This window comes from Synechococcus sp. CCY9201, assembly GCF_034931105.1.
In the GTDB taxonomy this organism is placed as follows: Bacteria; Cyanobacteriota; Cyanobacteriia; order PCC-6307; family Cyanobiaceae; genus CBW1002.
In genome coordinates, this window is sequence record NZ_JAYGIC010000065.1 from 23,048 (window position 1) to 44,757 (window position 21,710).

General features: G+C 68.4%; 19 protein-coding genes. 12 read left to right on the plus strand and 7 right to left on the minus strand.

The window, feature by feature from the left end; genetic code table 11:
• Positions 1-94: 94 nt before the first annotated feature.
• The 3 genes from glgA to VB716_RS06460 are packed head-to-tail and all read left to right on the plus strand — an operon-like array spanning position 95 to position 3,955.
• The gene (gene glgA / locus VB716_RS06450) at positions 95-1,636 is read left to right on the plus strand and encodes a glycogen synthase GlgA (RefSeq protein ID WP_323270032.1); all 1,542 of its coding nucleotides are present in this window, start codon (positions 95-97) and stop codon (positions 1,634-1,636) included.
• A complete protein-coding gene (locus VB716_RS06455; RefSeq protein ID WP_323270033.1) occupies positions 1,629-2,513 on the plus strand; it encodes a hypothetical protein in 885 nt (294 codons plus the stop codon). The genes glgA and VB716_RS06455 overlap by 8 nt, the downstream gene beginning before the upstream one ends.
• Positions 2,498-3,955, plus strand: a complete 1,458-nt coding sequence (locus VB716_RS06460; RefSeq protein ID WP_323270034.1) for a UDP-N-acetylmuramoyl-tripeptide--D-alanyl-D-alanine ligase — start codon at positions 2,498-2,500, stop codon at positions 3,953-3,955. The genes VB716_RS06455 and VB716_RS06460 overlap by 16 nt, the downstream gene beginning before the upstream one ends.
• A 27-nt stretch (positions 3,956-3,982) precedes the next feature.
• On the opposite strand, the gene VB716_RS06465 is transcribed toward VB716_RS06460, so the two are convergent.
• The 7 genes from VB716_RS06465 to VB716_RS06495 form a co-directional block, all read right to left on the minus strand.
• Positions 3,983-5,305: a chloride channel protein gene (locus VB716_RS06465; protein WP_323270035.1), complete on the minus strand. Its 1,323-nt coding sequence runs from the start codon at positions 5,303-5,305 to the stop codon at positions 3,983-3,985.
• Positions 5,306-5,321: 16 nt separating this feature from the next.
• Positions 5,322-6,671, minus strand: a complete 1,350-nt coding sequence (gene glmU / locus VB716_RS06470; RefSeq protein WP_323270036.1) for a bifunctional UDP-N-acetylglucosamine diphosphorylase/glucosamine-1-phosphate N-acetyltransferase GlmU — start codon at positions 6,669-6,671, stop codon at positions 5,322-5,324.
• A 27-nt stretch (positions 6,672-6,698) separates the two neighbouring features.
• On the minus strand, positions 6,699-7,742 hold the full coding sequence (locus VB716_RS06475) for an MnmC family methyltransferase (protein ID WP_323270037.1): 1,044 nt from the start codon (positions 7,740-7,742) through the stop codon (positions 6,699-6,701).
• Between the two features lie 5 nt (positions 7,743-7,747).
• A complete protein-coding gene (aroA, locus tag VB716_RS06480; protein ID WP_323270038.1) occupies positions 7,748-9,073 on the minus strand; it encodes a 3-phosphoshikimate 1-carboxyvinyltransferase in 1,326 nt (441 codons plus the stop codon).
• A gap of 65 nt (positions 9,074-9,138) precedes the next feature.
• Positions 9,139-9,282, minus strand: a complete 144-nt coding sequence (locus tag VB716_RS06485; protein WP_323248107.1) for a hypothetical protein — start codon at positions 9,280-9,282, stop codon at positions 9,139-9,141.
• Between the two features lie 31 nt (positions 9,283-9,313).
• A complete protein-coding gene (locus tag VB716_RS06490) occupies positions 9,314-9,751 on the minus strand; it encodes an Rrf2 family transcriptional regulator (RefSeq protein ID WP_323270039.1) in 438 nt (145 codons plus the stop codon).
• A 19-nt stretch (positions 9,752-9,770) separates the two neighbouring features.
• Positions 9,771-11,384 carry a UbiD family decarboxylase gene (locus VB716_RS06495; protein WP_323270040.1) on the minus strand — a complete coding sequence of 538 codons (1,614 nt, stop codon included), beginning with the start codon at positions 11,382-11,384 and terminating at the stop codon, positions 9,771-9,773.
• Between the two features lie 52 nt (positions 11,385-11,436).
• Here VB716_RS06495 and VB716_RS06500 point away from each other — a divergent pair, with 52 nt between their 5' ends.
• The 9 genes from VB716_RS06500 to VB716_RS06540 all read left to right on the plus strand — a co-directional run bounded on the left by VB716_RS06500 (position 11,437) and on the right by VB716_RS06540 (position 21,690).
• Positions 11,437-12,192, plus strand: coding sequence for a 2-phosphosulfolactate phosphatase family protein (locus VB716_RS06500; protein WP_197155150.1), 756 nt, complete (start codon positions 11,437-11,439; stop codon positions 12,190-12,192).
• A gap of 85 nt (positions 12,193-12,277) precedes the next feature.
• The gene (locus VB716_RS06505) at positions 12,278-13,096 is read left to right on the plus strand and encodes a carbon-nitrogen hydrolase family protein (RefSeq protein WP_197155148.1); all 819 of its coding nucleotides are present in this window, start codon (positions 12,278-12,280) and stop codon (positions 13,094-13,096) included.
• A gap of 35 nt (positions 13,097-13,131) precedes the next feature.
• Positions 13,132-14,214, plus strand: a complete 1,083-nt coding sequence (locus VB716_RS06510) for an N-acetylmuramoyl-L-alanine amidase (RefSeq protein WP_197172392.1) — start codon at positions 13,132-13,134, stop codon at positions 14,212-14,214.
• Positions 14,211-15,026 carry a glutamate racemase gene (gene murI, locus VB716_RS06515; RefSeq protein WP_197170128.1) on the plus strand — a complete coding sequence of 272 codons (816 nt, stop codon included), beginning with the start codon at positions 14,211-14,213 and terminating at the stop codon, positions 15,024-15,026. The genes VB716_RS06510 and murI overlap by 4 nt, the downstream gene beginning before the upstream one ends.
• A 32-nt stretch (positions 15,027-15,058) precedes the next feature.
• Positions 15,059-16,030: a solanesyl diphosphate synthase gene (gene sds / locus VB716_RS06520; protein WP_323248112.1), complete on the plus strand. Its 972-nt coding sequence runs from the start codon at positions 15,059-15,061 to the stop codon at positions 16,028-16,030.
• A gap of 77 nt (positions 16,031-16,107) precedes the next feature.
• Positions 16,108-16,488 carry a hypothetical protein gene (locus tag VB716_RS06525; RefSeq protein ID WP_197155143.1) on the plus strand — a complete coding sequence of 127 codons (381 nt, stop codon included), beginning with the start codon at positions 16,108-16,110 and terminating at the stop codon, positions 16,486-16,488.
• Positions 16,489-16,490: 2 nt separating this feature from the next.
• Positions 16,491-17,432, plus strand: coding sequence for a helix-turn-helix domain-containing protein (locus tag VB716_RS06530; protein WP_323270041.1), 942 nt, complete (start codon positions 16,491-16,493; stop codon positions 17,430-17,432).
• A gap of 119 nt (positions 17,433-17,551) precedes the next feature.
• Positions 17,552-20,080, plus strand: a complete 2,529-nt coding sequence (locus tag VB716_RS06535) for a type II CAAX prenyl endopeptidase Rce1 family protein (RefSeq protein ID WP_323270042.1) — start codon at positions 17,552-17,554, stop codon at positions 20,078-20,080.
• A complete protein-coding gene (locus VB716_RS06540; protein WP_323270043.1) occupies positions 20,077-21,690 on the plus strand; it encodes a diguanylate cyclase in 1,614 nt (537 codons plus the stop codon). The genes VB716_RS06535 and VB716_RS06540 overlap by 4 nt, the downstream gene beginning before the upstream one ends.
• The last annotated feature ends 20 nt before the right edge of the window (positions 21,691-21,710 follow it).

Below are 21,710 nucleotides of genomic sequence, written 5' to 3' on the forward strand. Positions count from 1 at the left end.
AGCCGACAGGACTGACCAGGCTGAACGGGGCAGTCCGTTGGCATGGCTCTGTGGAAAGCGCCCGTAATATGCCGCCATCTCTGGCAGGATTTCGATGCGGGTGTTGTTCGCCGCCGCAGAATGCGCGCCCATGATCAAAGTGGGCGGCATGGGGGACGTAGTGGGCTCCCTGTCCCCTGCCCTGGCTGCGCTTGGCCATGACGTGCGCATCATCATGCCGGGTTACGGCAAGCTCTGGAGTCTTCTGTCAATTCCAGACGAACCGATCTGGCGTGGACACACGATGGGCACCGATTTCTCGGTGTTTGAAACCCGCCACCCCACCAACGGGCTGCCGATCTATCTGGTGGGTCATCCGGTGTTCGATCCGGAGCGGATCTATGGCGGTGAGGATGAGGATTGGCGCTTCACCTTCTTCGCCAGCGCCACCGCAGAATTCGCCTGGAACGGCGGTTGGAAGCCGCAGGTGCTGCACTGCCACGATTGGCACACCGGCATGATCCCGGTGTGGATGCATCAGGACCCCGAGATCAGCACGGTCTTCACCATCCACAACCTCAAGTACCAGGGTCCCTGGCGCTGGAAGCTGGAGCGGATGACCTGGTGCCCCTGGTACATGCAGGGCGATCACACCATGGCGGCGGCCCTGCTCTATGCCGATCGGGTGAATGCCGTCTCACCCACCTATGCGATTGAGATCCGCACCCCCCAGTACGGCGAACACCTCGACGGGCTGCTCAATTACATCAGCGGCAAGCTGCGCGGCATCCTCAATGGCATCGACACGGAAGACTGGAATCCGGCGACCGATCCCACCCTGCCGGCCACCTTCACGCCGGCCGATCTGAGCCCTCGGGCGCGCAACAAACGGGCTCTCCAGGAACGCATGGGTCTCAGCCTGAGCCCGCGCACCTACCTGATGGGCATGGTCAGCCGGCTGGTGGATCAGAAGGGGGTGGACCTGCTGCTGCAGGTGGCAGACCGGGTGCTCGCCTACACCGACAGCCAGATCGTGGTGCTCGGCACCGGCGATCGAGGCTATGAATCGGGCCTCTGGCAGATGGCGGCCCGTCATCCAGGCCGCTTCGCTGTGTTTCTCACCTACGACGATGCCCTGTCACGGCTGATCTACGGCGGCAGCGATGCCTTCCTGATGCCCAGCCGCTTCGAACCCTGCGGCATCAGCCAGATGCTGGCGATGCGCTACGGCTCGGTGCCGGTGGTGCGCCGGGTCGGCGGACTGGTGGATACCGTGCCGCCCCACGATCCGATTGCCGGCACGGGAACGGGCTTCTGCTTCGATCGCTACGAGCCGGTCGACTTCTTCACCTCGATCGTGCGCTCCTGGGAGGCCTACCGCCACCAGAGCAGCTGGGAGGAGTTGCAGCGCCGCGGCATGACCCAGGACATGAGCTGGAGCCGCTCCGCCCTCGAATACGACGTCATGTACCGCGATGTCTGCGGCGTCAAGGAACCCACCCCCCTGGCGGAGGACGTGGAGCGCTTCTCCCAGGGCCAGGATGCCGATCCCAGTCTGCGGGGTGGCCAGGCACCCGCTCCGGATGCCTCCCTGAGTCAGGAAGGGCGTGGCAGCCGCAATCCGCTCAACCTGCTGCGCCGCCGCCTCAATGGGTGAATGGGAACGGGGCGAACCGGTCACCCTGGAGTCTCGCCCCGCCAACACCGCCCCCCTGCCGGTTGTCTACGAAAGTCCGTGGCGGCTGCTGGGCCGCGACCTGACCGCCCTTACGGCCAGCCTGCGGCTGTTGGCCCGGGAGCTCCTGAGGCGCAACAACAGCGGCGATCTGCCGCGACCGGGGCCCTGGCCCCGCGACCTTGCGCCCCTGTTCTGGCCGCTGGTTCTGGCGGTGACGCTGACGCTCAGCGGTCTGCTGGTCTGGACTCTGCAGCGCCGCCCAGCAGCGTCTCCGACTCCTGCTGCCCAGGGGGTGATCGACAGCACCCCGCTGGCCAGTGGTGCTGAAAGCCCAGGCACCCAAGCCCAGCTGCCCCCGAGCGAGCGCAACACAAACAGCCAGCAGGGCAGCGCGACGCTTGAGCAGGACAGCGGGACGATCAAGACCGCCAAGGGGACAGCAACAGCCAGCGGCATGGATCAAGCGCTGCCCCAATCGGAGGACATCACCGGATCCGCTGACCCGCAGCCCACGGACACCTCGACCAGGGACACCCCGACCACGGCCAGTCAGGCGGACAGCGGCTACATCGCCGATGGCGACGGTCTGATCGAAGGACCGGCCACCTGGCTGGAGCTGATCGAGCAGCCGAAACTCGGCAGCGTGATCCTGCGGCTGGATGCGCCCTACAGCCTGCTTCGGCCGGAGCAACGGCAACAGCTGGCCGAGCGCTGGTGGGAGCGCGCCCAGAGCCAGGGGTTCGAACGCCTGGAGCTGCGCGACATCCATGGGCGCCTGCTGGGGCACTCCGCAAGGCTCGGATCCGGCATGATCCTGCTCGATCCTGGCCTGCTGCCCCCATGGCGATCCGCCTGAATGAACTGGAGGAGCTCTGGGGCGCGCCCCTGCGGGCAGCAGCGGAGCATCAGGACGTCCAGCCCGGGGCAGGGCTGACGGAGCTGCGCACGGAGCTGCGTATCGAACCCGATGCCATCTGCACCGACAGCCGCCGCCTCCAACCGGGAGATCTGTTCGTGCCCCTGGTGGGCGAGACCTTCGATGGCCATGCCTTCCTGGAGCAGGCCCTGGCCGGCGGCGGTGCTGCGGCAGCGATCGCCCAGGCCGATCGGCTCACGGAAGCCCAGCAGCAGCAAATGGCCGACCTCGGCCGCCCGCTCTGGCTCGTGCCGGACACGCTGCTGGCTTATCAGCAGCTGGGAAGGCTCTGGCGCGACCAACTGCGGGCTCCCGTGGTGGCCGTGACCGGCTCAGCCGGCAAGACCACCACCCGGGAGCTGATCCGCGCTTGCCTGGACTCCTTGGGGCCGGTGGTGGCGAGCAGCGGCAACGAGAACAACGACATCGGCGTGCCCCTCACCCTGCTCAAGGCCCGCACGTCCACCGCCGCCCTGGTGGTGGAAATGGGCATGCGCGGCCTGGGCGAGATCGAGCGGCTCAGCCACTGCGCGGCTCCAGATGTGAGCGTGATCACCAACATCGGCACGGCCCACATCGGCCGCCTCGGCAGCCGGGAGGCGATCGCCCAGGCCAAGTGTGAAATCTGCCTCGGCCTCAAACCAGACGGCCTGCTGGTGATTCCGGCGGGGGATCCGCTGCTGGAGACGGCCCTGGCCAGGGTCTGGTCGGGAGAGGTCTGGCGGGTGGCCCTGAGCAGCGACCCAGCCGCTGAACCGCTTCCACCGGCTGATTGGATCGGTCATCTCAACGACGATGGCAGCCGCCTGGAGGTGCACCACAACGGCCGGATCGAGTCGGTGAGCCTGCCCCTGGAGGGACAACACAACGCCAGAAACCTCCTGCTGGCGCTGGCCGTGGCCGATCGGCTGGGCGTGGAACCCCAGGCCCTCACGGCTCTGGAGGTGGACGTGCCCGGCGGCCGCAACCGGCGGCGGCAGATGGGTGGCCTCACCGTGCTGGATGAGACCTACAACGCCTCGCCGGAGGCGGTGCTGGCGGCCCTGGAGCTGCTGGCATCCCAACCGGGGCGCCGGTTCGCCGTGCTCGGCACGATGCTGGAGCTGGGTGATCGCAGCCTGGACTTACACCGTCAGGTGGCCGAACGCGCCGCGGCCCTGGGGTTGGATGGACTGGTGATTGTGGATGGTGGGGAGGAAGGCACCGCCATGTTCGAAGCGGCTCACTCTCTGCCCCGGCTGGCGCGCGTCGCTGAGGCGATTGAAGCGATGGATCCGCTACGGGGCTGGATCAACGCCGGCGATGTGGTGCTGCTCAAGGCGAGTCGGGGCGTGGCTCTGGAACGGCTGTTGCCGTGTCTGGAGCGGGAGAGCTGGAACTGATCGAAGCCTTCAGCCCGTTGTGAGCGCTCAACCCGGTTGACGACGAGAGGCGAGCAGCCGATCCATCTGGCAGGTGTTCCAGGTGGAGCCGCCCCAGCGCTCGCCGATCGCCGCTGCCAGGGCTGAGGCCACCAGCAGCCAGGGCAACAGCTGGGCATCACCCTGCAGGGTGAACACAAACACCCCACAGAACAACGGGGTGCGGCAGGCCCCGCTGAACAGCGCCGCCGCCGCCACCGCAGCAACCGCCGCCTGCTGATCGGCTGGCAGGGCCTGGATCCAGGGGGCAATCAGCACCGCACCGAGGCTCATGGTGTCGTGCATCAGGCCACCCGGTGCCCCCACGGAAATGCTGAGCAACGGACCCAGCAGACGGGGCAAGCCAGCCCAGACCGGCGAGGACGAGTCACCAGCCAGGCCCGGGCCGAGGGACAGGGAGCCATCGTTGAGGCTGAGACCACTGCTGGCGAGGGCCAGCAGGGCAAAGGCCGTGGCCAGTGCCAGGGCCGCCCGCCAGGGGTGGCTGCGCAGCAGGCCGGCCACCCAGGCGCTGCAGGGAATCAGCAAGCGCACGAACAGCACCCCGAGCAGACCCATCACCAGCGTGGTGAGCAGCAGGGTGGGCCAGAGGGCAGGAGGCAGAAGCCGCCCCAGGGGCAGCTGGGCCAGCGCCGCCAGCCGGGCCGGCTGAGCCTCTGAGGCGGAGCCGAAGGCCTCGGACAGCACCGTGCCGAGACCCGCCAGCAACAGGGTCGGGAAAACCAGCGGAAAACCTTTGACGGCGCTCAGCTCCTCGAGGCCATAGGCCACCCCCAGCAAGGGGGAGCGGAACGCGGTGCCAAGACCGGCCGCTCCTCCGATCGCCACCAGCAATGAGGTGGGCAGCAGGCGAAGTGGGGTGAGCCAGCGGCGCAGGCCCAAGAGGCAGGAGGCGCCCAGGGCGGCAGACGGGGATTCCGTCCCCACCGACAACCCAGCCAGATGGGTGAGGGCCAGGAGCGGCAGCCGTGCGAGCTGAACCCGCCAATCCAGGCTGGCCAGATACGCACCTTCGTCGCGGGAGTAGCTGCCGTCGGACGCCTCGGGGGCCGGGCGCTGCAGCAGCAGCAACCCCGTGAGGCCCCCACCTCGGCCCCTTGCCAGCGGACCCCAGGCCAGCCGCACGAACAGCAGCGTTCCCGCCAGGGTGATCAGCGGCAGCCAGAACGGCAGGGCCTCGGACCCGCCCAGGGGCCACAGCCGCTGCAGACGGAATCCCTGCGCCGACAGCCATTGATAGGGCTGCTCCGCCGCGGTGATCACCACGGCGGAGAGCAGCAACGAGAGCAGCAGGGGCAGGGAGAGCAACATGGTGAACCCCTGGCGATCAGGCCGGACCGGGCCAGTTCTCCTTGATCAGCTGGCGGGCCCGGCCGATTGCCAGGGCACCGCTGGGTACGTCCTTGGTCAGGGTGGAGCCGGCCCCCACCGTGACCCGTTCCCCGAGATTGATCGGGGCCACCAGCACCGAGTTCGCCCCGGTCTTGCTGCCGGCCCCGATCACGGTGCGGTGCTTGCGGAGGCCGTCGTAGTTGGCGGTGATCGTGCCCGCACCCACATTCACGCCGGAGCCGAGATCGGCATCGCCGATGTAGCTGAGGTGATTCACCTTCACCTCCGCCTCCAGCACGCTGTTCTTGATCTCCACGAAGTTGCCGACGCGGCAGCCAGCCGCCAGGTTGCTGCCGGCCCGGAGCTGGGCGAAGGGCCCGATCGCGCAGCCATCGGCGACAACGGCGCCGCGCACCACCGAGTGGAGCACCTCCACGCCACAACCGAGTTCAGAGTCTTCGATCAGGCAGCCTGGACCGATGCGGCAGCCATCGCCGATCACGCTGCTGCCCCGGAAATGGCATTGCGGTTCCACCACCACGTCGCGGCCGAAACGGCTGCCATCGCTGAGGGTGCAACTGGGTGGATCCACGAAGGTGACCCCCTCGGCCATCCAGTGGCACCGCAGCCTGTCCTGGAGCACGGCTTCACACTGGCTGAGCTGCAGGCGGTCGTTGACGCCGTTGATCTCATCGGGATCGCTCACCTCCAGATGGAAGGCCGGCTGCAACAGAGCCACCGTGTCGGTGAGATAGAGCTCCCCCTGGTCGTTGTCTGAAGTGAGCAGGGGCAGCACCGCCGCCAGTTTTGGCCAGTCGAAGCAGTAGATGCCGCCATTGATCAGGTCGGTGTCTCGCTGGGCCGGGTTGCAATCGAGATGCTCCACGATGGCGCTCACCTGCCCCTCGGCATCGGCGAAGACGCGGCCGTATCCGGTGGGATCGTCGAGCCGGGCGGTGAGCAGGGTCACGGCAGCGCCGCTCTGGCGATGGCGGTCCAGCAGCTGCTCCAGGGTCTCCGGCCGCAGCAGCGGCACATCGCCGTTCAACACCAGCAGCTCGCCGCTGAAACCGGCCAGAGGCTCGAGCAACTGCTGAACGGCGTGGCCGGTGCCGTTCTGCGGCTGCTGCAACACGTACTCCAGACCGGTCAGATGGCCCAGCTCCTGCTCAACCCGCTCGGCCTGGTGGCCAACAATCAGCAGCTGCCGCTCAGGCTCCAGGGTTCGGCAACTGCGCAGCACCCGCTCCACCAGGGTGGCGCCGGCCAGCGGCTGCAACACCTTGGGGCGGTCGCTCTTCATGCGGGTGCCCTTTCCGGCGGCCAGAACGGCAACGGCGAGCATCAGTGAAGGCGGCATCTGCGGCGGAATCTACCGGCGGTGACCCTCCAGGCCCCAGCGACGGCGCCAGGCACTGCTGGGTTCAGCGCCCGCCATGGCCTGCTCCAGCTGGCGACGCTGATGGATCGCGGCCGCCGTGGAGCACCCACTTGGATCGCGGTAGGGGTGACCGGCGCTGGTCGTGAGGTGCTCCCACTCCATCGGCGTGAGCGGCCGCAGCCTGTCGGATGGGGGCAGCGGCTCTGGACTGGCGGCCGTGCCCCCACTCCAGCGGCGGCGGCCAGAACCCGCGCCAGGCATCGCCGGATTCGGGGGCGAGGGGATCGTGCTCAACTGAAGACCAGCCCGACGCAGGGTCTGGCGCACGGCCGCCGCCGAGCAGTAACTCAGCCAGCGCCCCTGGGGGGCCAACAGGCTCGCCATCGCAACTAAGACCTCCTCCGTCCAGAGCTGCGGGCAATGGGCTGGCGAGAAGGCATCCATCAGCACCAGGTCACAGCGGCCGGCCAGCTCAACGGCCAGGCGAGGCAGGCTGCGGCGCGCATCGCCCCAGAGCATCGAACCGCGAAACACCGGATCCAGCGGTGGAGGATCCAGAACCGCCCGATCCAGAAGACCCGAACCCTGACAACCTGAATCCTGCGGGGCCAAAACCTGACCCACTTGGCGGTGAAGGGTCTGCAGCACTGCCAGGGTGGAGGGCAGCCACTGGGAGCGGAAGCCTGGGTCGGCCAGGGCAAGGGCGAGCGGTTCGGGATCCAGCTCCAGGCCCCACCAGCGCAGCCGCAGACCTCGGGCGGCGGCAGCCTCGATCAGGGCGGCGGTGTTGGTGCCGGTGCCCACACAGCACTCGACCACCAGCAGCTCCCGGCCAGCCGGGAAACGCTCCAGATCGGCCGGCCCCACGAACTTGGCCAGGGCTTCGGCCAGGGCTCCCTCGGCGCTGTGGAACGCCTCACGGAAGGCGGTGCTGTAGAGGCTGAAGCTGCCGTCGGCCGTGCAACGGGACTGGAGAGCGCTGCTGGAAAGGTCGTGCAGGGAGCCGGCCGTGCTGTTCGTGGCTGAAGCGGCCACGGACCTCAGGCCCGCAGGCGAGCCAGATCGTCCCAGAAGCCGGGATAGGACACGGCTGCCGCCTCGGGCCGCGCCAGGCTGGTGGCACCCTCTGCCACCAACGACGCCACCGCCAGGCTCATGGCCACCCGGTGGTCGGTCTCGCTGTCCACGGCGGTGCCGCGCAGCACGGTGGGACCCGTGATCGCCAGGCCATCGGCGAACTCCTCCAGGCGAGCGCCCATGGCGCCGAGCTGGCGAGCCATCACCGCCAGCCGGTCAGTCTCCTTGACCCGCAGCTCTTCGGCATCGCGGATGCGGCTGACCCCCTCGGCAAAGCAGGCCGCGACGGCCAGCACCGGAATCTCATCCACCAGACGGGGAATCAGATCACCGCCGATGTCGAACGCCTGCAGGGGCCCATGGCAGACGTGGAGATCCCCCACCGGCTCGCCCGCCACATCACGGGCATGGCGCACCTCGATGGCGGCACCCATCTGCTGCAACACCTCGAGAATGCCGGTGCGGCTGGGATTGAGTCCCACATTTTCGACCGTGAGCTCGGCTCCGGGGGTGATGGCGGCAGCCACCAGCCAGAAGGCCGCGGAGCTGATGTCGCCAGGCACCACCACGCTCTGCCCCCGCAGAGCCGGGCCTGGGGTCACGGTCACATCGTTGGCGGCGGAGCCACCCACCACCAGGTGGGCGCCGAAGGCCCGCAGCATCCGTTCGCTGTGGTCGCGCGACTGGGCCGGTTCGATCACGGTGGTGGGACCCTCGGCGGTGAGGGCCGCCAGCAGGATGGCGCTCTTCACCTGGGCCGAGGCCACCGGGGTGTAGATGGTGGTACCGCGTAAGGGCTGACCCAGCACCGCCAAGGGCGCAAAGTTGCCACCCTTGCGGCCATGGATCTGGGCACCCATGCCGGCCAGGGGTTCCCCGACACGCCGCATCGGCCGACCCCGCAGGGAACGATCGCCGCTGAGTACGAAGTGGCGGCCGCAGCGACCCGCCAGCAGCCCCAGCATCAGCCGCATCGTGGTGCCGGAATTGCCGCACTCGAGCACATCGCCCGGTTCCTGAAGCCCATCCAGCCCCACCCCCTGCACCAGCACCGGCTGGCCGGCCTCGATCGGCGAGACCTCCACCCCCATGGCCCGCAGGCAATCGGCGGTGCTGAGCGGATCCTCGGCGGGCAGCAACCCCTCAATGCGGGTCTCCCCCTCGGCGATGGCGCCGAACAGCAGAGCCCGGTGGGAGATCGACTTGTCGCCCGGCACCCGCACCGTGCCCCGCAGGGAGCCTCCGGCCGGCAGGTGCAGCGGGGCTGGAATCGCGGCGGCGGAGGTCAAGGGAACCGGTCGGAGCGGGATCTTGATCCTATGGAGAGCCCGCTGCGGGCTTCCGCTGGGAGGGCTCAGCCGGGGTTGGGCTTGCCAGGGCACCGGGCGAGCAGGGCCGCTGCAGCCAGGATCAGGGCCACCAGCAGGGCCGACAGCAGCATCGCCGCCACGATCTGCCCCTGCTCCAGGGCAAAGGCGACGCCGAACGCCCCCACCACGCCGATCAGCCCAACGGGTCAGATCAGCCGATCAACCCAGCAGCAGGCCCTGCTCCTCCCCGATCGAAGCCTCGGCACTGCGCAGATCGAACAGCAGTTCAGCCAGAGTGAGGCGGCCCAGCTCCCGCTCCATGGCGCGGCGCAGGCGCTGCTCCAGGGCCGCCGCGACCCGATCGCTGGCCTTGGGCAGCTCCAGGGAGGCGGGGTCTTCGCTGGGGTCGGCGGAGACCGCCGCCAGAATGGCCGCCAGGGGGATTTCCTCTGTTGGCAGAGCCAGACGGAAACCGCCGCGGCGACCCCGGCGGGATTCGAGCAGCCCGGCGCGGCGCAGCCCCAGGAGCTGCTGCTCCAGCATCGGCGCGGGCAGCTCCAGAGCAGTCGCCAGGTCGGTGCTGGATCGCCAGACCTGCGGCGCCAGGGCCAGCTGCAACAGGGCCTGGAGGGCGTAGAGCCCACCTTTCTTCAGCATGGCTCTGGCCGCTGGGGCGTCATCGCAGGTTGGCCAGCCGTTCCAGCACGTGCTCGAGGGTGTACCCGAACAGGGCCGGATCGGGCTGGTTCTGGCCCACGTCCGCCAGCCCCAGCTCCTGCCAGCGGGCATCGAGGCGGGCCTCCAGCTCTGCAGGCCGGCGGAGTGGTTCACCCCAGGGATGGCGCTTCTCGGGGCCGATCTTGGTGGTGGCATCAATCGCCAGGCGGCCACCCAGACCCAGCCGCTCGCTGGCGAAATCAAGGCTGTCGAACGGGGTGTTCTCCAGCACGAACAGATCCCGCTGGGGATCCACCTGGGCACTGATCGCCCAGATCACCTGGCGGGGATCGCGGATGTTGATGCTCTGATCCACCACCACCACGAACTTCGTGTAAGTGAACTGCGGCAGAGCACTCCAGAAGGCCATGGCGGCACGCCTGGCCTGGCCGGGATAGGCCTTGTCGATGGCGATCACGGCCAGCTTGTAGCTGAGGCCCTCCATCGGCAGGAAGAAATCGACGATCTCCGGGATCTGCTGCCGCAGGATCGGGGTGTAGATGCGGTTGAGGGCGATGGCCAGCATCGCGTCCTCCTTGGGGGGCCGGCCGCTGAAGGTGGTGAAGTAGATCGGGTCGCGCCGCTGGGTGACGCACTGAAACCGCACCAGCGGTGAGGCCTCGACACCGCCGTAGAAGCCCATGTGGTCGCCGAACGGGCCATCGGCCAGCTCCTCGCCGGGAGTGATCGTGCCCTCCAGCACCAGCTCACTGTGGCTGGGAACTTCCAGATTCACCGTCTTGCACTTGGCCAATCGCACGCCCTCACCGGCGTAGAGGCCGGCAAACAACCACTCGCTCAACTGCACCGGGATCGGCGTCGCCGCCGCCATCACCAGCAAGGGGTGCACCCCGATGGCGATCGCGATCTCCAGCGGCTTGCTCAGCGCCGCCGCCTTGCGCAGGTGGCGAGCGCCGCCCCGCACACTCAGCCAATGCACCGTCATCGTGTTGATCGACTGCCGCTGCAGGCGGTAGACGCCCACGTTGGGGGTCCCCGTTTCCGGGTCCTTGGTGATCACCAGACCCAGGGTGATGATGCCGCCGGCATCGCCCGGCCAGGGCCGCAACAGGGGCAGGGCATCGAGATTCACCTGGTCCCCCTTGAACACCTGCTGGTGGCAGGGGGGGGTGAGGTCGAGATCGGGGCGGGCCTTGACCAGATCCCAGAGCAGGCCGCCGAACCTGGCTGCTTCCTGCAGCCCCTTGGGGGGGCGAGGCTGTTGCAGCAGGGCCAGCCGCTCGCCGAGGGCCTCGAGCTCCTCGGGTCGCTCCATGCCCATGCTCCACAACACCCGCTCCTGGGTGCCGAGCAGGTTCACGGCCACCGGCATCGTGCTGCCGATCACGTTCTCGAACAGCAGCGCCGGCCCGCCAGCGCTCAGCACCCGATCGGCGATGGCCGCCAGCTCCAGATCGGGATTCACCGGGGCGGTGATGCGGCGCAGCTGACCGCGCTGCTCCAGCAGGGTGAGATACCCGCGCAGATCACGGCGGGAGGCGCCGTTGAAACCCCGGAATGAACCCGCGTCCACCGTTGGCCCGCCAGCCTGAACGCCGATGCTCCGCACCATCACCAATCCCTTGCGGTGCCTACTGTGACGCACCCCTGTGGCGACCGCGGCCGTGCTCCTGTCCTATTTCCATACCTCCGAATGCGTCCCCCCGGTGACCTCCGTGGCGGAAGGCGGCCCGGATGCCGCGGTGGTGATCGATGTGCTGCGAGCCACCACCACGATCGCCTGGTCCCTGAAGAACGGCGCCGAAGCGATCCAGGCCTTCGCCGACCTGACGGAACTGAACACCGCCGCCGCCGCCTGGCCCGCCGAACATCGCCTCAAGGCCGGCGAGCGCGGCGGCAAGCGGGTGGAGGGCTACGACCTGGGCAATTCGCCCCTGGCCGTGGTGCCGAAGCTGGTGGCCGGCAAACGCATCTTCATGAGCACCACCAACGGCACACGCTCCCTGGCGGCGGTGCAGGCGGTGCCCCAGCTGCTCACGGCCTGCCTGCCCAACCGCAGCGCCGTGGCCCGGCGACTGGTGGAGACCGGCGCTGAGCGGGTCTGGATCGTGGGCAGCGGCTGGGAGGGGGATTACTCCCTGGAAGACAGCCTCGCGGCCGGCGCGGTGGCCTCGGCCGCCATGGAGATGGCGGTGGCCCCCCACGTTGGCGTGCGCTGCGGCAATGACGAAATGCTCGCCGCTCTGGCCCTCTGGCAGCAGTGGCGCCACGACACCGAAACCTGCCTGCGTGCCGCCAGCCACGGCCAGCGGCTGATCGGGCTTGGCAACCACGACGAAGACTTCGCCTGCTGCGCCGCCGTGGACACCCTGACGATCGTGCCGCGGCAGAGCGCTCCAGGGGTGCTGGAAGCCAGCTGAACCGGCCCTTTTCGGTGGAGAGAGCGGCGGGCTGGAAGGGGCTGGGCATGTCCCTTACAGTTCGCCGGTCGTGACGGGATGACGGGTGAGCAGTTTTCTGGCGGCAGCACTGCAACTCACCAGCACTCCGGATCCTGACGCCAATCTCGCGGCTGCCGAGGAGCAGATCGAACTGGCGGCCCGCCGTGGCGCTGAGCTGGTGGGACTGCCCGAGAACTTCGCCTTCATGGGAGAAGACAGCACCCGGATCGACCTGGCCGCCGACCTGGCCGAGCGCTGCAGCCGCTTCCTGGTCACCATGGCGCGCCGCTACCAGGTGACCCTGCTCGGTGGCGGTTTTCCCGTGCCGGCCGGTCCTGGTCACACCTTCAACCGGGCCGAGCTGGTGGGCAAGGAAGGACAGCTTCTGGCCCGTTACGACAAGATCCATCTGTTCGATGTCGACCTGCCGGACGGCATCACCTACCGCGAGTCGGCCACGGTGCAGCCCGGCCAGCAGCTGCCCCCCGTGGTGGATGTGCCCGGCCTCTGCAGGATCGGTCTGTCGATCTGCTACGACGTGCGCTTTCCGGAGCTCTATCGCCACCTGGCCCAGGCGGGAGCCGAACTGCTGATGATCCCGGCGGCCTTCACCGCCTTCACCGGCAAGGATCACTGGCAGGTGCTGCTCCAGGCCCGGGCGATCGAAAACACCGCCTATGTGGTGGCCCCGGCCCAGACCGGCCTTCACTACGACCGGCGTCAGACCCATGGCCATGCGCTGGTGATCGATCCCTGGGGCACGGTGCTGGCCGACGCAGGCGTGGCCCCCGGCCTGGCCGTGGCACCGGTGGATCGGGATCACGAAGGCCGGGTCAGGGCTCAGATGCCGAGCCTTCAGCACCGCCAACCGGCGTTGTTCTGACCGGTATGCCGTTCTTTCGCATGCCCCTGTTTCGGATGACGCTCAAGCGCCTGCCGCTGTTCCTTGCCCCACTGCTGCTGGCGTTCGCTGCGCTTCCCGCGTGGGCTGCCAGCACCCTTGGCGCCTGGCGCATCACCCGCGAGGGCATTCTTGAGCTGCGCACGACCCCAGGCGTTCAGATCCAGGCCTTCTTCGAGGAGGGATCCGGGGGGCGCGGCCCCCGGATCTGGGTGGATCTGCCCGGCGCCCCCCAGCGCAGCCGCTCGATCAGCGGTGGCGGAGCGATTCGAGAAGTACGGATCGGAAAGCCCGATCCCGGAACCACGCGACTCGTGGTCGAGTTTCAGCCAGGCACCCGGCTCGACCCCCGCCAGCTGAGGCTGGTCGGCACCTCCCGCGACCGCTGGCGCATGGATCTGCCGGGGCTTCCGAGGCGCTCGGCAGTCGCCATGGGCGAGGGCGATATCAACGCTGCCACGGTGGCCAGCGCCGGATGGACCAGAGGTGGCGGCAATTTCAGTTCGGCCACCACACCACTGTCAGCCGATGGCCTGCCAGTGGTGCCGAGAGGCCGCTTCAAGGTCGTGATCGATCCAGGCCATGGCGGCCCCGATCCAGGTGCGGTCGGGATCGGTGGATTGCGTGAAACCAACGTGGTGCTTGATGTGGGGCTGCAGGTGGCCCAGCTGCTCCAGGCCAGAGGCGTGCAGGTTCTGATGACCCGCACTTCCGAGGTGGACGTCGACCTGCCCCCGCGGGTGTCCCTGGCCAACAGCAACCGCGCCGATGTGTTCGTGAGCATCCATGCGAACGCTCTGAGCATGGCGCGGCCGGACGTGAACGGAATCGAGACGTTCTATTTCCAGGGCAGCAATTCCAGACAGCTGGCCGCGTCTCTGCAGCGGCAGATGCTGGCGATCTCTCCCGGCACTCCGGATCGGGGTGTCCGCACCGGGCGCTTCTACGTGATCCGCCGCACCGTGATGCCGGCCTCCCTGGTGGAGATGGGATTCGTGACCGGCAGGATCGACGCCCCCCGCCTGGCCGATCCGAACTTCCGCCGCCGCATGGCCCTGGCCCTGGCGACCGGAATCCTCGAGTACCTGCAACGCTCTTGAGCCTTCTCATCGGCCTGTTCGACAGTGGTCTCGGTGGTCTGACCGTGCTGCGCCAGATCCAGGCGCTCTACCCCCATTCCCCCTGCCTCTACCTCGGGGATACCGCCCGGGTTCCCTATGGCGAGCGCACCCCTGACGACATCCGCGCCATCGCCGCTGAGGTGGTGCACTGGCTGCGGCTGCAGGGGGTGGGTGTGCTGGTGATGGCCTGCAACACCTCCAATGCCCTGGCCCTGGATGTGGCCGTGGCCGAAGCAGGTGTGCCAGTGGTGGGCCTGATCGACAGTGTCGCCAGCGAACTCTGCAGCGACCGGATCGGGGTACTCGCCACCCCAGCCACGGCGGCCAGCGCGGCCTATGGCCGAGCGATCCATGCCTGCCGTCCGACGGCCCGGGTGATCGAGGTGGGCTGCCCGGCCTTCGTGCCCCTGATCGAAGCGGGCAATCTGGAGGATCCAGCCCTGGAAGAGGCGGCTCGGGGGTACCTCCAGCCGATGATCGCCGGCGAGGTGGACACGATCGTGCTGGGCTGCACCCACTACCCCCTGCTGCGCCCCTTGCTGCGCCGGCTGCTGCCTCAAGGGGTTCGCCTGGTCGATCCGGCCCAGGCTGCCGCCCGGCGTCTCGGGCCCCTGCTCGGCAACCTGGGCGATTCGCCGGAAGTGGACCTGGAGGACGATCCGATCGACCCGCCGAGGCTGCTCTACCGCTACTGCGTCACCGGCTCGGCCAGTGGCTTCGCCAAGGCCGCGACCCGTTGGCTGGAGCGGCGGCCACGGGTGGAGACGGTGGAGCTCCGGACGCCCTCCTGATCCTTCTAGGATCGGCTCACCAGGGAGGTGTCGTGGCCACGGTTGCAGAACTTCTTCAGCCGGTCGAGGCCGATCTCGACGCCTTGCTTGCCGATCTGCGCAGCCTGATCGGAGCCGGTCATCCGATCCTTCAGGCAGCTGCTGAGCACCTGTTCGCCGCCGGCGGCAAGCGCCTGAGGCCTGGCATCGTGTTGCTGCTCTCGCGGGCCATCGATCCTGATGGGGCCCTCGGTTCCCGCCATCGGCGTCTGGCCGAGATCACCGAGATGATCCACACCGCCTCCCTGGTGCATGACGACGTGGTGGATGAAGCCTCCACCCGCCGTGGTGTGGCCACCGTGCACAGCCGCTTCAACTATCGGGTGGCGGTGCTGGCAGGGGATTTCCTCTTCGCCCAGGCCAGCTGGCATCTGGCCAACCTCGACGACCTCGAGGTGGTGAAACTGCTCAGCCGGGTGATCATGGACCTGGCGGACGGGGAAGTACGCCAGGGCCTGTTCCGCTACGACACCGGCCAGAGCTTCGAGACGTACCTCGAAAAGAGCTACTGCAAGACCGCTTCCCTGATCGCCAACAGCGCCCGCGCTGCCGGCGTGCTGGCCGAACTGCCGCAACCACGCCTGGAAGATCTCTATCGCTTCGGTCGTCAGCTGGGCCTGGCCTTCCAGGTGGTGGACGACATCCTCGATTTCACCGGTAGCGACCAGCAGCTCGGCAAGCCCGCCGCCAGCGACCTGGCCGCCGGCTACCTCACGGCTCCGGTGCTCTACGCCCTGGAGGAGAAGCCAGCTCTGGCTGGGCTGATCGAGCGGGAATTCTGTGAAGCGGGCGATCTTGACCAGGCCCTGGCTCTGGTGCGGGGCTGCGAGGCCATTCCCCGTTCCCGTGCCCTGGCCGAACAGTTCAGCCGCGAAGCCCATGAAGCCCTGCAGTGGCTGCCGGCCTCCGAAGCCAGCACCGCCCTGCTGGCCCTGCCGGAGTTTGTGCTGAGCCGTCTGTACTGAGACCGGGCCGGTGCAACCTGGGTTGGCTGACGCCGCAGAATCACGGACCTAGAACGCAGGCAGCTGCACTCCACCTCATGGGCCTGCCGTCGTTCTCGCTCCGGAGCCTTCCGCTGGCTGCCACCACCGCAGCCGCCGCCCTGGTGATGGTCTGCGCATCCCCTGGGGTCGCCCAGCAGATGGACGCCAGCCAGGTGCGAGCCGCCAACCTGGCCCGGATGGAGGCGGAACGCATCAACGGCGGGCTGAGCCGCTACACCACAGCTGCCTGCATGCACCAGCGCGGCGGCGGCGACTGCATGATCCAACGCACGGATCAGGGTTATCTGTTCGAATTTCTGGGGGGCGTGCCCGGCTGGCAAACCATGAACAAGCCCGCCACCATTCAGACGACGATTCTAATCTCGCCTGACGGCCGTGACATTCGCCAGGTGGACTACAACGGCACTCCCCGTTAACCGTGACCCAGAACCCGCGCGACTCTGACGCCACTGCTTCCGCCGTCTCCCCGGACGGTCCCGACGCCCCACCCGATCCGGAGCTGATCCTGCGGTCGATGGGCCACCAGTTAAAGCAGGGGCGGGAAGCACGGGGACTGACCACATCGGCGCTGGCCGAAGAGCTTTATATGCGGGCCGAACAGGTGGAGGCCCTGGAGGCAGGCGACCGCGCCCATCTTCCTGAGATGGTGTATGTGATCGCCCAGGCGCGGCGCATCGCCAAGCGCCTCGGACTTGATGCCAACGGCGTGATCGAGCCCCTGCTCGACATCCGGCCCGGGGCTCACCGCCCTGCTCGATCTGCCAGCTCCTCCACCGTGATGCCCCAGCACCCGGTGAGCCCCTCCAGCAGCGCCGTGCCGCAGGCCCAGGTCCATGCCGGGCCTGCCACACCCAGCTCGCCCATCCAGTCCAGCCTCACCAGACCCGCAGTGACGGGGTTGACCTCCACAGACCCGATTGGTGCAACGCCAGTTGGTGGCTCTCCATGGGTCGGGCGGCTTCTTCCCCTGGCGGTGCTGCTGCTGGCCCTGCTGGGGGCTGGCCTGGCCTGGCAGCGCTGGGGCAGCGGTGGCTTCAAGGGTGGCGATGCGATACCGGCCGCAGGCAGCGGCTCCCAGCCAGCGGTTCAAGCCAAAGCCAGCAGCACCAGCCTGCAGCTGAGCAGCCGCGAACCCACCTGGCTTGAAGTGAAAGACAACAAAGGCAACAGCCTGTACCGCGGGCTGTTCAAGGGCTCGAGCCGGTTCTCCCTGGGCGAGGGCCTGGAGGTGCTGGCCGGCCGGCCGGATCTGCTGATGGTGGAGCGCGCCGGCCAGACCGCCGAGCCATTAGGCCACATCAACGATGTTCTCTGGTATCGCTTCTCAGCCGAAGGCCAACGCCTCGAAGACCCCTCCTGACGCCAGATCCACCCTCCAGGCTCACGAGAGCTCGATCGTCTGCTCGGGCCCGTCAGGGTCGCTGGCTCAGCCCCTGCCGGGCCACGATCCATCGGATCCTTGGCCTGCTTCTGGCCGGAATGCTCAGCATCGGCCTGGCGAGCTGGGCCGGCGACGCGCCTCCCCTGGGCGGGTCATCCCCGCCGGACGGGGTGTCCAGCTACGACCTGGCACAGCAGGCGGCATTCAACCGGCCGGCCTTCTACCCGGTGGATCAACGGCTGGATCCGGAGCTGTTCCGATCCAATGGCGACTGGATCGGTCGGCTGATCCTGCCGGAGGCCCGCCCTGGCACCGCCGGCGTCGAGACCGCCAGCGGCGGGGACGACGACGACTGGGTCTGGATCCAGCTGGAACAGACCCCCGCCAGCTCCCGCCGGCTGCAGGGCCAGACCCTGCGACTGACCTGGCGGGACACCCCCCGACTGCGGGCACTGGTGGAGGCCGTCCGCACCGACATCCACCTCGGCGCGGCTGCCGATCAGGCCGAGGCCGCCGGCAATGTGGTGCCGCGCCGCCTGGATGGACGCCGCCGGGTCGGTCCGCTGCAGAGCCTGGCGGGGGCACGGCCCAACGACGATCTGCAGGTGCGCCTGGAGCAGGTGGAGGTTGTGGCCGGAACACCGCCAACCCTGACCATCGGGCGGCCACCGGTGCAGATCACCGGTCGCTGGGTGGCGCTGGTGCGGATCGTGAAGCAGAGCGGACCCAACGGCGAGAGCCTGCTCGTGCGGCATTTCAACCGCCGCAGCGGCAGATTTGATGGCCCCGAGCAGACCGTGCGCCTGCCCCAGCAGCCCCGGGATCGCAACGGCCGTTGGCTGTCGACCCCCAGGGGGCTGGCAAGCAGCCCGGCCGGTTCGGATGGCTGGTACCTCTACGGAGCCCAGGACGCCAACGGGCTGTTCACCGTGCAGGCCCTGGAGCCCCGCCAGCTGATCCGCCCCGGCGCCGATCAACAGGTGCCGGGCCTGAATGCGGGGCTTCGGTATCTGCGCGAGGGGAACTGGCTCCACACTCCGGAGCGGCGCGGCAGCCTCGGGCGGATCCTGCTGCAGGGCTCTTCTGATGCCATGGGCGTAGCAGCGACCACGGGCGGGGCAACAGCCACGGGGACCGCTGAAACGATTGGCCCTGCCTGGACGCTCGGCCGCCGCGCCCTGGTGCTCCACCTGTTCGGCGGCATCGGTGGCCCCGGCGGAGAGGCGCGGGGCAGCACCACGATCACGGGCCACTTCGCCCTCGGTGAGGCCAGCGTGGTGGAAGACCCCTTCACGGGCCAGCCGCGCCTGGCGATCCGCTACCACCAGATCTACGCCAACAACCCCAACGGCATCGTCGCCGGCACCCAGGACTGGTCGGCCTACATGGGCGATCTGCAGCGGGGCTGGCTGGGTAGCCGCCCTGTCTCGGATGTGCTGATTCCCGAGGACACCTTCAGTGAGCTGCGCATCGGCGGCACCCGGCTGTCCCTGCTGGATGAACTGGGACTTCAGGCGGAAGTGCTGATGGCCCGCTACCGCAGCGGCGACGGCACCGGTCTCTCGAGCGTCACTCCGGCCACCTCCTGCGTGCAGGACTCCAGCCAGGCGCTGTATGCCGCCCTGCGCCGACTGCGCACCCAGGTGCAGGCGGATCCGGCCCTGCTCGCCTGGCTGAAGGCCCATCCCGACGACCCCAGCAGCCGGGTGTTCCGCCAGCAGCAGGAGCTGGCCGATGACCTGGATCGGTTGCTCACCCCCCTGGGGATGGCCCGCTCCGACTGGCAGGGCAATGCTGAACGGGTCGAGGTCGCGATCAGTCGTGCCGGCCTCACGGGTGCCGAGGCCACATCGTTCCGGCGCGGCCAATCGGTGACGGACATCCTGCTGAGCTGGCGGTCGCTGCTGCCGCGCGGTGCCCACGACGCCATGGCCAGCGTGTTTCTGCACCATGGCTCACCGCTGCTGCTGCTGCGCACCAACCAGGTGGCCGGCGGCGATCCCAGCCTCGAACCCCTGGCCCCGACCCTGCTGCTGGGCCGGATCCCCCCCCTGGCGACCCTGCTGAGCCGAACCGCCTCGGCCCTGCTCACCCCCATCACCCCCACCGGAGTGACGCTCACGGCGGTCCTGCTGGTGGGCTACGGCGCAGTGGCGCTGGCCTGCGGACGGCGTAACGGCTTCCTGCCCCGCCACTGGCGCTGGCCGAAGCCACTGCCGGGGCTGGTCTCCAGCCTGGCCCTGCTGCCGATGCCCGCGATCGGCGAGGAACTGGTGTTCCGGGTGGCCCTGCTGCCCCAGCCCGATTCCGGCACGTCTCTGGCCACGGGCCTGGCCTGGGGAGCCCTCTCCACCGGCCTGTTCGTGCTGTATCACCCCCTGGCGGCGGCCCTCTGGTACCCAGCGGCGCGCAGGGTCTTCAGCGACGGCCGTTTCCTGAGCCAATGCCTGGGGCTGGCCGTGGTCTGCCTGGTGGCCTTCGCCACCACCGGATCCCTGGGGCCACCGGTGCTGATCCATTGGCTGGCCGTGAGCCTGTGGCTGGGCCCCCTGGAAGGCCGCCTAAGATTCGACACCAGGCCAGTCGAGGCCGCGGAAGCAGCCCCTGCCCCAGTGCGATCACGGTGAACCAAGGCAGCTCCACAACCGCCGACCCTTCACCAGACGCGGGAGCCGGCCGGACCATTCCGATTCCGTCTGATGAAGCCGACCGACTGCGGGCCCTGCGGCGCTACCAGATCCTCGACCAGCCACCCAGTCAGGCTTTCGACCAGATCACTCAGCTCACCAGCCAGCTGTTCGGCGTTCCGATCGCCGTGATCTCGCTGGTGGATGAGGATCGCCAGTGGTTTCTGTCGCGCACCGGACTGGAAGCGCGGCAGACGGATCGCCAGGTGGCCTTCTGCGCCCATGCCATCTGCGAACCAGACGGACTGGTGGTGGAAGACGCCAGCCTTGATGAGCGTTTTCGCGATAACCCGCTCGTCCGGGATGACCCCTCAATCCGCTTCTACGCCGGAGCCCTTCTCACCAGCGAGGACGGCCACAACCTCGGCACCCTCTGCGTGATCGATCGCAAACCACGCCAGTTCAATGCCGCTGAGCGCACCCTGCTGCGCAATCTGGCCCAGATGGTGATGGAGCAGCTCGAACAACACCGCCGTCAAGTGGACATCCTGCCGGAGCATGAGCGGCAGCTCTTCCAGTTCCTCAGAAGCGGCGGCAACGAATTCGAGCGCTCCCGCCGCTTCCAGCGCCCCCTGTCGCTGCTGCAGCTGAGCCTCAGCCAACCGCTGCAGGAGCCCCTCCGCTGCCAGGTGATCGCCAGACTTGAACGGGAACTGCGCGACCACGATCGAGTGGCGTCGCCAGCTGCCGACCGGTTCTGCGTGCTGCTGATTGAAACCGACGCCACCGAAGCCAGGCGCCTGGAAGAACGGCTGCGTGATCTGGTGGCAGCCATCGGTGCACCAGAAGCCACCTCTCCAGAAACCAGCCCAGCACCAACCGTGTCGGCTGGACTGACCACGATTGATCCAGCCGACCAGAACTTCGAAGAGCTCTGGGATCGTTCCGTGCTGCTACTGCACCAGGATCCTGAAGCACCCCCCGGGCCAGCAGCTCCCGCTGGTGCAGCCGCTGGCTCCGCTCCCGTTCGGACCATCCTCCAGTCGCTGGCCAAGGGCCTTGTCCAACAGGTGGATCCCGGGTCTGACACGCACCGGCAGGGGCCCCACGCGTTACTGGGCCGGCAGGGATTCTTCGATGCGGGTCAACAAGAATTCGAGCGTGCCAGGCGCTTCTGCCGCCCGTTGTCCCTGCTGCTGCTGGACCTCGACCACATGGCGTTGCTGAACGAACAGTGGGGGCGCTCCAGCGGCGACAGCGTGATCGCCACCGTCGCCCAGCTGATCCGGGAGGAACTGCGTGACCAGGATCTGCTCAGCCAGCTGGGGGGCGACAGCTTTGGGGTGCTGCTGGTGGAAACGGGAGCGCAGGGGGCGGCACTGCTGGCTGAGCGCATCCGCACGTGTATCGCCTCCAACAACTTTCACGCCAGCGGCATGCCCATCTTCGTGACGGCAAGCGGCGGCTTCACATCGATCAGCGAGAACGACGCCGACTTCACCGATCTTTTCACGCGGGCGGAAGACTCCCTGACGCTGGCTAAACAGACTGGCCGCAACCGGATCAAGTTGAATGGACGCCCCTTCAGTCGTGTCGAGCAGGGTCACTGATGCCGTCGTTCAGCGGAATC